Origin of the sequence: Pantoea sp. SIMBA_079, from assembly GCF_046940275.1 — a bacterium.
In the GTDB taxonomy this organism is placed as follows: domain Bacteria; phylum Pseudomonadota; class Gammaproteobacteria; order Enterobacterales; family Enterobacteriaceae; genus Pantoea; species Pantoea borealis.
Genome location: NZ_JAWRYR010000001.1, coordinates 514,096 through 528,521 on the forward strand (window position 1 = coordinate 514,096; position 14,426 = coordinate 528,521).

Genomic DNA, 14,426 nt, shown 5'->3' on the forward strand with positions numbered 1-14,426 from the left:
GACTCCAGCAGCAACAGGCTGCCGGCCACCAGCACAATCAACACCATGATAAACTGCTTACGGCCTTTCATGCTGTGCTCTCCACGGGCAACGCCATACCGGCATTACACTATGCCGGTTGGGCTAAACTGACGTTAAACCATCAGAATATGAGCCGCAGCCTGCTAACGAAATAGCCGGCCGTCACGTACCAGCTCGCGCGGATAGCTGTTTTTAATGCGGTTGCCCACTTTTTTAGCCAGCCCAAGCGGCTGCTGCTGCCAGGTGACGATCACCTCATCCCGGGCAGGTAGCGTCTCCGGATGAATATCCTGCCCGCGATACCAGCTCTCCGCCTCTGTTTCATTCAGCGCAAACGTCAGCGCTTCGTCAGGCTGCACCAGCGCCATGACCGCTTCGTGCTGCCAGCGGTAGCCTTTGGGAAAGGTTTCAGCCAGTTTCAGGCCGATGCGTGAAAAACGCACCTTATTCAGCCACTGCTCTGCGCTGGCCGGAAACAGCCACAGCTCTTTGTCCCGCTGCCAGAGTGTCAGGTTCTCATCCCACTGCAGGCCCACCTTAGCGGCCGCCTGCATCACCTCTGCGCTGAATTTACGGCTGGCGGGCGTAAACGGCAGCTTGCCGAGTTTATAGCCTGGCGCCGGCAGGGCCGGCACGCTGGCGGTTTTACGCAGACGCGCAACAAAGAATCCTTCGCTGTCAAAGCAGTGCGGAAAGACGTGCAGATAGCCTTCCGGCGTCAGGGCCGCCTCTGCGCCGGCAAACAAATCCTGCAGCGGCAGGATCTCTGTGGCGTCAGGATAGCGTGCCAGTAACCAGGCTATTACCTGCTGATTCTCAATTGTGTTGAGGGTACAGGTTGAGTAGATCAGCACGCCGCCGGGCCTGAGCGCGTGAAAAGCGCTGTCGATGAGATCGCGCTGGGTAGCCGCAATCGCCTCTGTGCTGGCCAGCGTCCAGTTGCGCAGTGCATCTGCATCTTTACGCACGACGCCTTCACCAGAGCAGGGTGCATCGAGCAGGATGGCGTCAAATTGTTCCGGCAGCGCTGCGCCAAACACCCGGCCATCGAAATGCGTCAGCGCCACGTTGCTGACGCCGCAGCGGCTGATATTGGCATGCAGCACTTTGACCCGGCTGGCGGAGTATTCATTGGCAAGGATCGCGCCGCGATTATGCATCAGCGCCGCCAGTTGCGTGGTTTTGGACCCCGGTGCGGCCGCCATATCCATGACCTGCTGTGCTTCCGGCGCGGCAGCAAACAGCGCCGTAACCGGCAGCATAGAACTCGCTTCCTGAATGTAGAACAGACCGCTGAGATGTTCCGCTACGCTGCCAAGCGGCAGGCTCTCATCATCGCGCTCGATCCAGAATCCTTCTGCGCACCAGGGTACCGGCGTCAGACGCCAGCCGTAATGTGCCGTGCGGGCAAGAAAATCAGCCACGCTGATTTTCAGCGTGTTAACACGCAGGCTTTTGCGCAGCGGCTGCTGGCTGATGGCGAGAAAGCGTTGCAGTTCAGCTTCGTCGGTGAGACTGGCACGCATAAGGGTGATGAACTCTTCAGGAAAACGACTGGACACAACAATTTACCGCGCTAAAAAATGATGCGCGCAGTGTAACACGCGCAAAGAGAACGGGCAGCCTGCTGGCTGCCCGGTTGGTTAACGGGGGGCCGGGATTGCCGTACCCCATTCACGCCACGCTTTCGGCGCCTCATCCTGCAGCAGGAAGTGCTTGTTGGCGCCTGCCTGCGGTGCCAGCGGTACGGTCGGCGGGGTAGCGAACTGAATGCCACCGCGAATAAACTGCTGGAAGGTGCCGGTTTTCACCACGCCGCCAATCAGGCCAAAATCGAGGTTATAGCCGGATGCCAGCCAGAACACCGAATTATTCCGCACCAGGTGCTGATACTTTTTACTGATGCGCAGCGCAATCTGCACCCGATCGGCCATATTACCCAGCGAGGTGCCGGTGACCGTACCGACCTCAACGCCACGGAACAGCACCGGCGTGCCCAGCGAGAGCGAGCCTGCCTCGGCGGCATCGACATAAATGTTCAGGCCGTTCAGGTAACGCGAGTCAGTGATCGTGCTTTCCTGCAGTTCAAAGCTGCGCGCCATCGCACCTTTGCCGGGATCAACGTTCACATAAGGCTGCAGAATTGTCTCCAGATGGTTGACGCCTGCTGCAGAAATTTCCGGCGATACCACTGAGAAACGGCTGCCCGTGCGGGCAAAGTCCTGCACATATTCCGGATAGAGCACAGCTTTGGCGACCACCTGATTGTTATCCTGACTCAGCGCCAGCGATTCTACCTGACCGACATTAATACCGAGATAGCGAACCGGCATGCCTGCCGCCAGCTTGCTGCCGTCATAAGTGTGCAGGGTAATCTGGCTGCCCACGGCGCGCGCTGCGGTTTCTGACGCGTACAGCACGCGCTTAACGCCTTTTTTCGCCTGCGCACCGGTCAGATTGTCAAAACTGATTGCTCCTTTCAGCGCCCGGTTAATTGGCGACGCCTGCACGGTCAGACCGCTACCGTTAAGCTGCACTTTGGCACCGCCTTCAGCCCAGAATACGCTTTCGCTGGTCAGCAGTTTGCGATACTGCGGCTGAATATGCACTGAGATATCAAACGCGTCTGCACGCGGCACCACATCGACCACTTCACCGACTTCAAACTTGCGGTAGAGCACCACCGAACCCGCCTGAACATCTGGCAGGCTGGTTGCCGTCAGCGTAAGGGTGGCTGGCGGCTGGTCGCCGGTGATCCCTTCCGCCGCCCGCTCGGCGTCTGCATAGAGCGGATAGCGGCTGGAGGCTTTACCTTTAGCGCCGGGATCGAGCCGAATACCGCCATCCACCCATTCACGTGCGCTGGCGCCCAGCACCTGCATGCCGTCGAGGCCAAATTTCACGTTCAGGCGGCTGTTGACAATAAACTTACTGTCAGCGTGCACCAGCTGGCGATATTCAGGGTTAATCGCGACGACAAAATTGATGCCGTTTTCATCCAGTTTGCGTGAGATCACCTGACCAATCTTCATGCCATAGATCACGACCGGCTGGCCGGCATCAATACCGTAGGTTTCCGGCGCGCTGAGCTGTACGGTCAGGACATCCGGTTTCTGCAGCAGCGTTTCACTGGCGGGCAGCACGCTGAAATGGTCCTGCGGCTCGCCGTCGCCGGGCACCAGTTCCAGCGTGTTACCGGTGAGCAGGCTGCTCAGGCTGGTGTCAGTGAGGCTGAGTTTCGGTGCGCGCATCTCAATACGTGTACCGCTGCGCATCAGGCCGGTAACTGACGGATCAATGGTCAGTTCCCCCGAAACTTTACCACCAGGCAACAGCGTAAGTTTGGTCAGTGTGCCTACTTCCAGCCCCTGATAAATCAAAGGCGTACTGTTGGCTTTAAGGTTGTTACCATCAGGCAGTTCAAGATTAATCAGCACGCCGCGCTGGCTGTGTGCAAGATCCGGATAGAGCTGATAGTTCTGCTCGCTCTCAGCCGGGTCGCCTTTTTCCGGGGAATCAAAGGCGATAGCGCCGTTCACCAGCGCGGCCAGGCTCTCAAGCTTCACTTTTGCACCGCTCAGGCTGACATCGGCATCAATACCGGAAACGTTCCAGAAGCGGCTCTGCTTTTTGATCAGGTTGATAAAGCGCCGCTCAATCAGCACATCAATCGTGACGCCATCGGTATTGCCATTAAGGCTGTAATCATAGACGTGTCCCACCGGAATCTTGCGGTAGTAGACCAGCGAGCCGGTATTAAGCGAACCCAGGTCAGGCGCATGCAGATGGATGAGCAGCTCGCCGGTATTGACCCGGTATTTGGGCTGCGTATCAAGCGCGGTGAAATGGTCGCGCTCTTTGCCATCGCCAGGCATCATACCGATGTAGTTACCGCCCACGAGCGCATCCAGCCCGGAGACGCCAGCGAGAGAAGCTTTTGGCGTCACCAGCCAGAATTGCGTATTTTCACGCAATGCATCACGCATATCGCTTTTGATACTCGCTTTGATGCGAATGCTGCGGTAATCATCGCTCAGCTCAATGCCCTGCACGGTACCGACTTCCACGCCCTGATAGCGAATCGGCGTGCGGCCCGGCACAATGCCGTCTGCCGTCTGGAAATTGATGGTAATCGTTGTCCCGCGCTCCTGATAGTTGGTCCACAAAAGCCAGCTGGCAATCAGCAGGGCGATAATGGGCAAAAGCCAGAATGGCGACAACTTACGTTTATTACGTACGGTTGCGCTAGTCGGTGTAGTCGGCGTTTCCTGTTGCATGTGCATCCCAGATCAGGCGGCTATCCAGCCACTCAACAGCCATAATAGTCAGGATTACCGCTGCGCCGAAGTAAAACGCGGCAGGTCCCATGGTAAAAGCCAGTAGCTGATCGCGATTGACCAGCGACATCGTTAAAGCAATAACAAACAGATCCAGCATCGACCAGCGTCCTACCCAGGTCACCACGCGCAGCAGCCGGATGCGGGTTTTCAGCCCCTGCTCACATTTGAAGTGAATGCTGAGCAGCAGCGTCAGCATTACCAGTACTTTTGTGAAAGGCACCAGAATACTGGCGATAAACACCACCGCCGCGATGGGGATATTGCCCGAGCCGAGCCCAAGAATACCGGAAAAAATAGTGTCTTCGCGCCGCGAGCCGTTTACAAATACCACGGAAATTGGCAGCAGATTGGCGGGGATCAGCATGACAATTGATGCGATTAATGCCGCCCAGGACTTTTGCAGGCTGTGGCGGCGGCGAAAATCAAGCGGCGTATGACAACGCGTACAGCGGCCGCGCGCATCGGGCATCCCGGTGTGGTGACAGTTCAGACAGACCTGCCAGCGCTCCGGCGGCGCAGTGGGCGTGTCCTGCGGATAGTAATGCTCCCAGAGTTCTTCCACGTTAAGATGAATAATGGTGAGCAGGCTCAGTACGGTTAAGGCCACGTAAGCGGCCAGTCCATAGCCCAGCGCCAGCGAGGCGTAATCCTGAACTTTGATCGAGGCTACGCCAATGCCGACCAGATAAATATCCAGCATCACCCACTCCTTTAGCCGCTCAAGCATCAGCAGCACCGGGCGCAGATTCATGCCCAGCCGGTTGCCGATCCACAGGTAGCTGATGCCGGCAACCAGCGTAACCGGAGCACCAATGGTGCAAAAAGCGACCATAGCGGCCGTAAGCACGTTGCCCTGTTGCGCCATCTGCAATACGCCTTCCAGCAGACTGGCGTTAATGCGCATGCCAAGCAGACGAATTTCAACCAGCGGCAGGCTGAAAGCAAAAGGCATCAGCACCAGCATTGTGACTGCCATTGCGGTCAGACGCCGCATTGACCAGTCGCGGCCGTTCTGGATTTTGCCATGACAGCGCGGGCAATAGGCAGTTTGATGCGATTTCACATCCGGTAAGGAAAAAAGGGTATCGCATTGGGGGCAACGCTGATAACGTGCGTGGGGCAAGCTCTGGCTGATAGCGTGAATTTTCATAAGTGACGCGAGTGGCCCATCATTCGTTACGGTTGCCGGCAGTCTGAACAGAACATGCAGCCTGCACTATCTTGTGGTACGAGATCAGTCTCAATCATAGCGTGCTAAGGGTATAGCAACTTATTCAATGATTCACCTTGTTGGGCTGGATTATTAGTGCTTATTTTAACGACTGAGGGAAAACTGACACCTCTCAGTGATGAATTATGGTTGATCAATGAACAAAAAAGCCTTTTACGAGGATCTAAATCGTGATGCCCGGGCGCTGCTGGCGGGCGAAACTTCTTTCCTGGCCGCGCTGGCTAACTGCAGTGCGCTGCTGTTTGAGCGTCTGGAAGGGGTTAACTGGGCAGGCTTTTACCTGCTGACGGAAGAGAATACGCTGGTACTGGGTCCGTTCCAGGGCAAAATTGCCTGCGTGCGCATTCCGGTAGGTAAAGGGGTCTGCGGCACGGCAATGGCAGAAGGGCGTGTCCAGCGCGTGGATGATGTGCACGCGTTCCCTGGCCATATCGCCTGTGATGCCGCCAGCAACGCAGAAATCGTGATTCCTCTGAAAGTGAAGGGTCTTCTGGCAGGCGTTCTTGATATCGACAGTACACTTCATTCCCGCTTTGATAGTGAGGATGAAGCAGGGCTGGTAGCCCTTGCCGACGGGCTGTGTGAGGTGCTGGCGAACAGCAACATCGAAAAATTTATTGCGCTGTCGCATAGCTAATCGTCTGGATTGCATGGCATTTGGCGATGTTGTCATTATAATGTCGCCTGTTCATGCCCTCTCTGGTCGGCAAATCCGTTGTAATCAGGAAATTTCATGGAAAATCAACCTAAGTTGAATAGCAGTAAAGAAGTCATCGCCTTTCTGGCGGAACGTTTTCCGCACTGCTTTAGCGCCGAAGGTGAAGCGCGTCCGCTCAAAATCGGTATCTTTCAGGATCTGGTCGAGCGCGTTCAGGGCGAAAATAGTCCGAGCAAAACGCAGCTGCGTTCAGCTCTGCGTCTTTATACCTCCAGCTGGCGTTATCTTTACGGTATCAAAGCAGGTGCAACACGTGTGGATCTTGATGGCAACGCCTGTGGCGTGCTGGATGAGCAGCACGTAGAGCATGCGCGTAAGCAGCTGGAAGAGGCAAAGGCACGCGTTCAGGCGCAGCGTGAGCAGCAGCGGGCGAAAAAGCGCGAAGCGGGAGAAGAGAGTGCAGAGCGTCGTCCGCGTAAGCCACGCCCTCAGACGCCACGCACCGGTGCTGCAGAACGCAACGCCGCGCCACGTCCGCCGCGGGCAAAACCCGTTACCGACACCTCAGCTTTGCAGCCAGGTCAGACTATTAAAGTCACAGCAGGCAAAAGTGCTATGGACGCTACCATTCTTGAAATTACTAAAGATGGCGTTCGGGTACAGCTTGCTTCCGGCCTGGCAATGATTGTGCGCGCAGAACACTTGCAGTTCTGAAACGGAGGCCCGACCCTGGCATGAACAGCTTTTTTAAGATCGGTATGATCGCGGGCCTGCTGCTGGCAGGCCCGTCCGTTGCCGCAGATAACATTACGCGTGCAGACCAGATCCCGCAGTTACACGAAGAAGCCCAGCATCCCACCGTCAGCGAGCGGGTTACATCGCGCTTTACCCGCTCTCACTACCGCCAGTTCGATCTGAATCAGGACTTCTCAGCAAAAATTTTTGATCGCTACCTGAATCTGCTGGATTACAGCCATAATGTGCTGCTGGCATCTGACGTTGCGCAATATGCGGATAAAAAAACCACGCTCGGCGATGAGCTGCGCAGCGGTAAGCTGAACCTGTTTTACGATCTTTATAACCTGGCGCAAAAACGCCGTTTTGAGCGCTATCAATACGCGCTAACGGTACTGGATCGTCCGCTGAATTTCAGCGGCAATGATTCCATTGATATTGACCGCGCAAAGGCGCCCTGGCCAAAAAGCACCGCAGAGCTGAACGCGCTCTGGGATGCCAAAGTGAAATATGATGAGCTCAGCCTGAAGCTGGCGGGCAAAGATGACAAAGAGATCCGTGAAACGCTGACTAAGCGTTATAACTTTGCCATCCGCCGCCTGGCTCAGAGCAACAGCGAAGATGTATTCCAGCTGGCAATGACCGCCTTTGCTCATGAGATCGACCCCCACACCAACTACCTCTCCCCGCGCAATACTGAACAGTTCAACACTGAGATGAGCCTGTCGCTTGAGGGGATTGGCGCCGTGCTGCAGATGGATGATGACTATACGGTTATCAACTCTATGGTTGCTGGCGGTCCGGCGGCAAAAAGCAAATCGATTACCGTTGGCGATCGCATCGTCGGGGTAGGTCAGCCGGGTAAACCCGTTGAAGACGTCATCGGCTGGCGTCTTGATGATGTGGTTTCAAAAATCAAGGGACCAAAAGGCAGCAAAGTGCGCCTTGAGATCCTGCCTGCCGGTAAAGGCACCAAAACCCGGACCGTCACGCTCACGCGTGAAAAAATCCGTCTGGAAGATCGCGCGGTAAAAGGCACGGTGCATAACGTTGGCAAAGAAAAAGTCGGCGTGCTGGATATTCCGGGTTTCTATGTTGGTCTGACTGACGATGTCAAAGTACAGCTGCAGAAACTGCAAAAGCAAAACGTTGACAGCGTGGTTATCGACCTGCGGACCAATGGCGGCGGTGCACTGACTGAAGCCGTGTCACTCTCCGGCCTCTTCATTCCGGGCGGCCCGGTGGTGCAGGTCAGAGATAACAATGGCCGGGTGCGTGAAGACAGCGATACCGACGGCATTGTTTACTATAAAGGTCCGCTGGTGGTACTGGTTGATCGGTTCAGTGCGTCAGCCTCGGAAATTTTTGCTGCGGCAATGCAGGATTATGGCCGGGCGCTGATTGTCGGCGAACCAACCTTTGGCAAGGGAACCGTACAGCAGTATCGTTCTCTGAACCGCATCTACGATCAAATGCTGCGTCCGGAATGGCCTGCGCTGGGGTCGGTACAATATACCATCCAGAAATTTTATCGTATTAACGGCGGCAGTACGCAGCGCAAAGGTGTCACTCCTGATTTGCTGATGCCGACCGGCGTTGAAGCAGCAGAGACCGGCGAAAAATTTGAAGATAACGCGCTGCCGTGGGACAGCATCAATGCGGCGACGTATACCAAAACCGGTGATATCACCGCGCTGGTGCCGAAGCTGACGCAGTCCCATGCCGATCGCATTGCGCAGGATCGTGAGTTCCAGTACATCATGAAAGATATTGCGCGTTTCAATGCGATGAAAGACAAGCGTAACATCGTGTCGCTCAACCTGGCTCAGCGTGAAAAAGAGAGCCATGAAGAGGATGCGCTGCGCCTGGAGCGGATTAACGCGCGCTATCAGATGGAAGGTAAAAAACCGCTGAAAAATCTCGAAGCGCTGCCGAAGGATTATAAAGAGCCCGATCCTTATCTGGACGAGACGGTAAAAATTGCCAACGATCTGGCGCAGCTGGCGGCTTCTCAGCCTGCTGCCACTCCGGCAAAGTAATCCTGAAGCTGGTCACAAAACACCGCTACGGCGGTGTTTTTTTTTGCACTATACTCGCTAAATAAGTGGTCTGAGCAGTCTGTAAATGACCGTCAGAGTGGAATGTAAAGTTTTGTTTTTTTAGGCACTTAAAGATTAAGGTCGCTTGAAAAGCCGCGTAATGAACATAGGATATATATCCGCGTACAAGCGCGTGCACAACTGAGGAAGAATAACATTTATGATGCGTATTGCTCTTTTCCTGATCACCAACCTGGCGGTGATGTTGGTATTCGGACTCATTCTGAGTCTGACAGGAATCCAGTCAAGCAGTGTTCAGGGCCTGATGATTATGGCGGGTCTGTTTGGCTTTGGCGGTGCGTTTGTTTCACTGCTGATGTCCAAATGGATGGCGCTGCGCTCCGTGGGCGGGGAGGTAATTACGCAGCCCCGCAATGAGACCGAGCGCTGGCTGATGGAGACCGTGGGTCGCCAGGCACAGCAGGCTGGCATTGCGATGCCGCAGGTGGCCATTTACCACGCGCCCGATATTAATGCCTTTGCGACCGGCGCCCGCCGCGACGCCTCGCTGGTCGCGGTGTCAACCGGCCTGCTACAGAACATGAGCCGCGATGAAGCCGAAGCCGTACTGGCGCACGAGATCGCGCATATCGCTAACGGAGATATGGTCACCATGACCCTGATTCAGGGCATTGTGAACACCTTTGTTATCTTTATCTCGCGCATTATTGCGCAGGTTGCGTCGGGCTTTCTGTCCGGTAACCGCGATGGCGAAGAGAGCAGCAACGGTAATCCGCTGGTCTACTTTGCGGTTGCAACGGTGCTGGAACTGCTCTTTGGCATTCTCGCCAGCATTATTACGATGTGGTTCTCACGCCACCGTGAGTTTCATGCTGATGCAGGATCGGCAAAACTGGTTGGCCGCGAGAAAATGATCGCCGCGCTGCAGCGTCTGAAAACCAGCTACGAGCCGCAGGAGCCAGGCAGTATGATGGCGTTCTGCATCAACGGTAAAAACAAGTCGTTCAGTGAGCTGTTTATGTCTCACCCGCCGCTTGATAAGCGTATCGAAGCGCTGCGCAGCGGGCAGTATCTGAAATAACCCGGACTGACGGAAAAAAGGCATCACTGCGGTGATGCCTTTTTTATTGGCACACGAAGAGCCTCAGGCCGCTGGCGCACGCGACTGGGTCAGCCGCACCAGACTTATCGCAGCGGCAACGGAAGCAAAACCTCCGGCAAGGATCAAAGAGGCGTGCGTGCCGTTATCGCTGAACAGGTTGAACATCAAAGCCACCAGTGCGGCACCGGCGCTTTGTCCTGTCAGGCGCGCGGTGCCCAGCATCCCGCTGGCTCCGCCGCTGCGGCTGCGCGGGGCGGAAGAGATAATAGTGTGATTATTAGGCGACTGAAACAGGCCAAAACCGGCACCGCACAGCATCATACGCCAGATAATATCCGCATCAGCAGGCTGCGCCGGAAGCATGGCCAGCAGAAACAGCCCGGCGGCAAACAGCGCCAGTCCCAGCCCGCCCAGCAAGCCTGCGTGATATTTCTCAATCAAACGTCCGGCAGCCGGCGCCATCACCATTGTTGCCAGCGGCCACGGCGTCAGCAGCAGACCGGTTGCTACTTCATCCCGGCCAAGCACATTCTGCAGATAAAACGGCAGCGAAACCATAGCCAGCATCTGCGCGCAGAAAGAGCAGACAGAGGTGCCAATGGAGAGCGAGAACAGGGGCAGACGCAGCAGATCAACCGGTAACAATGGCACCGTCATGGTCAGCTGACGACGCACAAAGACAATCCCGATAATGAGCAGCGCCGCCAGCTCGGCCACGATCAGACTGGCGGGCTGCCCCTGTGAAAAGCCGCTCAATGCGGTGATAAGCAGTCCGAAAAACAGCGCGTTCATCACCGCGCTCGGAATATCAAATTTCTGCTGGCGCGCTTTTTGCGGATTATCGGGCAGGAACCGCAGCGCCAGCCAGAGCGCCGCAAGCCCAAACGGGATATTGATTAAAAACAGCCACTGCCAGCTGGCTACGGCAAGAATAGCCGCGGCAACTGTGGGACCGGCGGCGCTGGAAACAGCAACAATGAGGGAATTGATTGCCATACCGCGTCCGAGAAAGCGCTGCGGATAAATAATGCGGATCAGCGCGGTGTTAACGCTCATCAGCGCGGCGCCGCCAAACCCCTGCAGCACACGCGCCACAGTCAGCGTGGTCAGCGTGGAGGAGAGGGCACAAAACAGCGACGTTGCGATGAACAGGATAAGTCCGGCCTGATAGATACGGCGGTATCCCAGCATATCCCCCAGAAAGGAGAGCGACAGCAGGGAGGTCACAATAGCGATCTGGTACGCGTTGACTATCCAGATTGACTCAGCCGGGCTGGCGCTGAGATCGCGGGCAATTGTTGGCAGCGCTACGTTAGCGATAGCACCATCCAGCACCGCCATCATAATACCCAGCGCAATGGTTATGATGGCGCCATAGCGCTGCGGCAGCGGAAGTCCATCCTGAGGAGCAATTGAAGGCATAATAGTGATAAGTAAAGGAAGTGAATATCATCATGCTAATCAATTCAGCGACAGAAAGCATCGGCACAGGTGTGAAAAACACGCATTCGCTGATGCCGGCGTGAGAGAAATGAAAACGGGCTCACGCTGAGCCCGACAGGATTACTGGTTATCAATGACCTCACCGCTTTTTTTCAGCAGCGGGCAGGCCGTTACACCGACAATGCCGCTATCAGTATGCAGATACCGGGCAATCATGACACCGCGTGCGGTCAGATAGTTACATTCCAGGCCAAGACCCGCTGCTTTTTCAGCGCTGCCGGTCAGTACACCATAGCCAGTGAAGAGCAGGGCCAGCCACAGCAGTGCGAACAGCATGACCAGACGAATAAAGTATTTCATTATTAACTCCCGAAATTGAAAATGCGCCGCTTCCGTTTGGCTATAAGCGCGACAGGCGTACCATGCCGTGCTTTGCCCGCCAATACGATCGGAGATAGCTGAAAGCGCTGTGGCAGGCAAAATCTGCTTTTGCCGCAGAAGATATCTTTTCCTGACGCAACAGGTAGAATTAGCGCCGTTAAAACTTTACCGATCGTCACCTGAGGCCGTTATGAACGAATTAGCCGCAAACTCCAGCCCGCTGCTGCACTATGGTATCGTGGCACTCATTATTCTTGTGGCCTTTATCATCTGGTTTTTTGTTAATCGCGCCAGCGTGCGTGCCAGCGAGCATCTGCAGCTGCTGGAGACACTGGTTGAAGAGCAGAAAAAACAGACCGCGCTGCTGCAACGTATTGCGAAGGCGCAGGGAGAAACGTCGTCTGCTGTACAGGATGACGAGGGCACTGCCTCACGCGATTTTATCCGGCTGATCCCGGAACGCTGATTGTAAACACGGAGAGAGCATGAGCCGCAGAAATCCCTGGTACGACGCTTCAAAAGCACATCATACGCCTGACGGATTTTGCAATCCCGAAGGTGAGTTGCGTCAGCCCGGTGATTTACAGCGCTGGCGTCGTGAACGTAAAGCGCAGCATCTCCCGCCGCCGCCTGCAAACGGCTATGCGGATTTCAGCGCGCGCTGGTATCAGCCTGCCGATCTGAGCGGCAGTGACGATCGCATCTGGTGGCTGGGCCACGCTGCGCTGCTGCTGCGCCTGAAGCAGCGCTATATCCTGATCGATCCGGCATTATCGCCGCGCGCTTCGCCGTTGCCCTTTGCCGGTCCTGAACGTCAGATACCTTCGCCGCTTGATGTGACACAGCTGCCGCGGCTCGACTATGTGCTGATTTCACATAACCACTATGATCATCTTGATCGGGTCACGATAAAGCGCCTGTTGCGCTGCTTTCCTGAGGTACAGATAAGGGTTCCGCTTGGTCTGGGCGCATGGTGCCGGAAGCGGGGCGCCCGCAACGTAACCGAGATGGACTGGTGGGAGTCTGCGAATAATCAGGAGCTGAGCATCACTGCCGTACCGGCGCGCCACTGGAGTATGCGCACGCTGTGGGATCGCAATCGCTCACTTTGGTGCGGCTGGGTAATTCGCTGCGGCACCCTCAACTTCTGGTTTTCCGGCGACAGCGGTTACAGTGATAACCTGCTGCAGATTACGCAGCGGCTTGGGCCATTTAACCTTGCTGCCTTGCCGGTTGGCGCGTATGCACCAGAATGGTTCATGCGCAGCCAGCATATGAACCCTCAGCAAGCGGTAACCTTGTGGCAACATGCCGGGCATCCATTAACCATACCTATACACTGGGGCGTTTATGAACTGGCTGATGAAGCGCTGGATGCGCCTCCTGCTGAACTGATGCGTGCGCTGGTCGCCGCTGAAACGCCTCTGGCCAGGCGTTTCAGCCCGTGGCGGGTGGGGGAAAGCCGGACACTGTCAGATGTTGTATAAGATTTTTCTGAGCGGTAATGCATATCCTGTACAGTTTTTTTAATCTGTGCAGATCCGTAGCCTTATAAAAATAACAGATAAGTTCAGCAGGTTAATGCTTATATCCGGAGCGGACCGATAATAACTTTCCCGGTTTTGGTGCAAAAGCGTTTTATAACCTGTACCCCGCAGGCTTAATTGTACACACTGTGTGTTGAGAGAAGCAGGCGCTGTTATTTTACAAGGCAGAGATAAATACTTTCTCTCTGCCATAATAATGCAACATGTTTAACGTCGTGTCTGGCGCTTAACACAAATCTCCGTGTTGCCGCTGCGCTTGACGCTGTTGCAGAAAAGCGCTAATCATCAAGGGTTTTGTGCAGCATTGCCCGTTTGTGACCTCTATTTCAGGGCTGCAGAATGGGTGTCCCCGATAATAATGTGCGGCAAGTCGACCACTGTTTAAAAATGCCTTGCCATTATTTAGCGGATATGTGATAACCATCAGCGGGTCAAACGAGGTACAGTTCTGTTTATGCATGGCATCTTCAGTAAAGAAGTTTTGAGTAAAGACGTTGACGTTGAATACCGCTTCCTTGCCGAACCTTAAATTAGTGCCTCATTCAGTAACGTCTCTGTTTTCTCTGCAATACTGCCTTCGGGCAAAATAAACATTTAAAGGAATTTGCAAAATGGCAAAGATTAAAGGTCAGGTTAAGTGGTTTAACGAGTCTAAAGGTTTTGGTTTTATTACTCCTGCTGACGGCAGCAAAGATGTGTTCGTACACTTCTCTGCTATCCAGGGTAATGGTTTCAAAACTCTGGCTGAAGGCCAGCAGGTTGAGTTTGAAATTCAGGATGGCCAGAAAGGTCCTGCAGCGGTTAACGTTACCGCTATCTGATTTTCTGCTCAGCCCGGGTCACTGTACCTGCTGAAACGAATCGTAAGCCCTGCTCTCCGAGCGGGGCTTTTCTTTATGCTTTTTGTT

At 55.0% G+C, this 14,426-nt stretch carries 12 protein-coding genes and 1 pseudogene; 8 read left to right on the forward strand and 5 right to left on the reverse strand.

Annotation, left to right across the window (positions count from 1 at the left end; translation table 11 throughout):
- Positions 1 to 164: 164 nt before the first annotated feature.
- The 3 genes from rsmF to yebS form a co-directional block, all read right to left on the reverse strand.
- Positions 165 to 1,589: a 16S rRNA (cytosine(1407)-C(5))-methyltransferase RsmF gene (gene rsmF / locus SB719_RS02535; protein WP_065649122.1), complete on the reverse strand. Its 1,425-nt coding sequence runs from the start codon at positions 1,587 to 1,589 to the stop codon at positions 165 to 167.
- Between the two features lie 75 nt (positions 1,590 to 1,664).
- Positions 1,665 to 4,298 (reverse strand): PqiB family protein, encoded by a 2,634-nt coding sequence (locus SB719_RS02540; RefSeq protein WP_065649123.1) that lies wholly within the window; start codon positions 4,296 to 4,298, stop codon positions 1,665 to 1,667.
- A complete protein-coding gene (gene yebS / locus SB719_RS02545; protein WP_412158862.1) occupies positions 4,267 to 5,511 on the reverse strand; it encodes a membrane integrity lipid transport subunit YebS in 1,245 nt (414 codons plus the stop codon). Before yebS ends, SB719_RS02540 begins: the two co-directional genes overlap by 32 nt.
- Before the next feature lie 217 nt (positions 5,512 to 5,728).
- On the opposite strand from yebS, the gene SB719_RS02550 reads away from it, so the two are divergent.
- The 4 genes from SB719_RS02550 (at position 5,729) to htpX (ending at position 10,126) form a co-directional block, all read left to right on the forward strand.
- The gene (locus SB719_RS02550; protein ID WP_065649125.1) at positions 5,729 to 6,229 is read left to right on the forward strand and encodes a GAF domain-containing protein; all 501 of its coding nucleotides are present in this window, start codon (positions 5,729 to 5,731) and stop codon (positions 6,227 to 6,229) included.
- Positions 6,230 to 6,325: 96 nt separating this feature from the next.
- On the forward strand, positions 6,326 to 6,964 hold the full coding sequence (gene proQ, locus SB719_RS02555; RefSeq protein ID WP_412158863.1) for an RNA chaperone ProQ: 639 nt from the start codon (positions 6,326 to 6,328) through the stop codon (positions 6,962 to 6,964).
- A 20-nt stretch (positions 6,965 to 6,984) separates the two neighbouring features.
- Positions 6,985 to 9,024 carry a carboxy terminal-processing peptidase gene (gene prc, locus SB719_RS02560; RefSeq protein ID WP_065649127.1) on the forward strand — a complete coding sequence of 680 codons (2,040 nt, stop codon included), beginning with the start codon at positions 6,985 to 6,987 and terminating at the stop codon, positions 9,022 to 9,024.
- Positions 9,025 to 9,244: 220 nt separating this feature from the next.
- The gene (htpX, locus tag SB719_RS02565) at positions 9,245 to 10,126 is read left to right on the forward strand and encodes a protease HtpX (RefSeq protein ID WP_065649128.1); all 882 of its coding nucleotides are present in this window, start codon (positions 9,245 to 9,247) and stop codon (positions 10,124 to 10,126) included.
- 63 nt (positions 10,127 to 10,189) lie between these two features.
- On the opposite strand, the gene SB719_RS02570 is transcribed toward htpX, so the two are convergent.
- Together SB719_RS02570 and SB719_RS02575 are read right to left on the reverse strand one after the other, a co-directional pair.
- Positions 10,190 to 11,569 carry an MFS transporter gene (locus SB719_RS02570; protein ID WP_065649129.1) on the reverse strand — a complete coding sequence of 460 codons (1,380 nt, stop codon included), beginning with the start codon at positions 11,567 to 11,569 and terminating at the stop codon, positions 10,190 to 10,192.
- A 141-nt stretch (positions 11,570 to 11,710) separates the two neighbouring features.
- A complete protein-coding gene (locus SB719_RS02575) occupies positions 11,711 to 11,950 on the reverse strand; it encodes a YobH family protein (RefSeq protein ID WP_314688331.1) in 240 nt (79 codons plus the stop codon).
- A gap of 211 nt (positions 11,951 to 12,161) precedes the next feature.
- On the opposite strand from SB719_RS02575, the gene SB719_RS02580 reads away from it, so the two are divergent.
- From SB719_RS02580 to cspE, 4 genes and pseudogenes are all read left to right on the forward strand, one after another.
- Entirely contained in the window at positions 12,162 to 12,437 is a 276-nt protein-coding gene (locus SB719_RS02580) for a YebO family protein (RefSeq protein ID WP_292971115.1), read from the forward strand.
- A 19-nt stretch (positions 12,438 to 12,456) separates the two neighbouring features.
- Positions 12,457 to 13,458: an MBL fold metallo-hydrolase gene (locus tag SB719_RS02585; RefSeq protein ID WP_293005989.1), complete on the forward strand. Its 1,002-nt coding sequence runs from the start codon at positions 12,457 to 12,459 to the stop codon at positions 13,456 to 13,458.
- Positions 13,459 to 13,972: 514 nt separating this feature from the next.
- Positions 13,973 to 14,108, forward strand: a pseudogene (locus SB719_RS02590) (DUF2627 domain-containing protein).
- A 21-nt stretch (positions 14,109 to 14,129) separates the two neighbouring features.
- Positions 14,130 to 14,339 (forward strand): transcription antiterminator/RNA stability regulator CspE, encoded by a 210-nt coding sequence (cspE, locus tag SB719_RS02595; protein WP_021510024.1) that lies wholly within the window; start codon positions 14,130 to 14,132, stop codon positions 14,337 to 14,339.
- Positions 14,340 to 14,426: the final 87 nt, after the last annotated feature.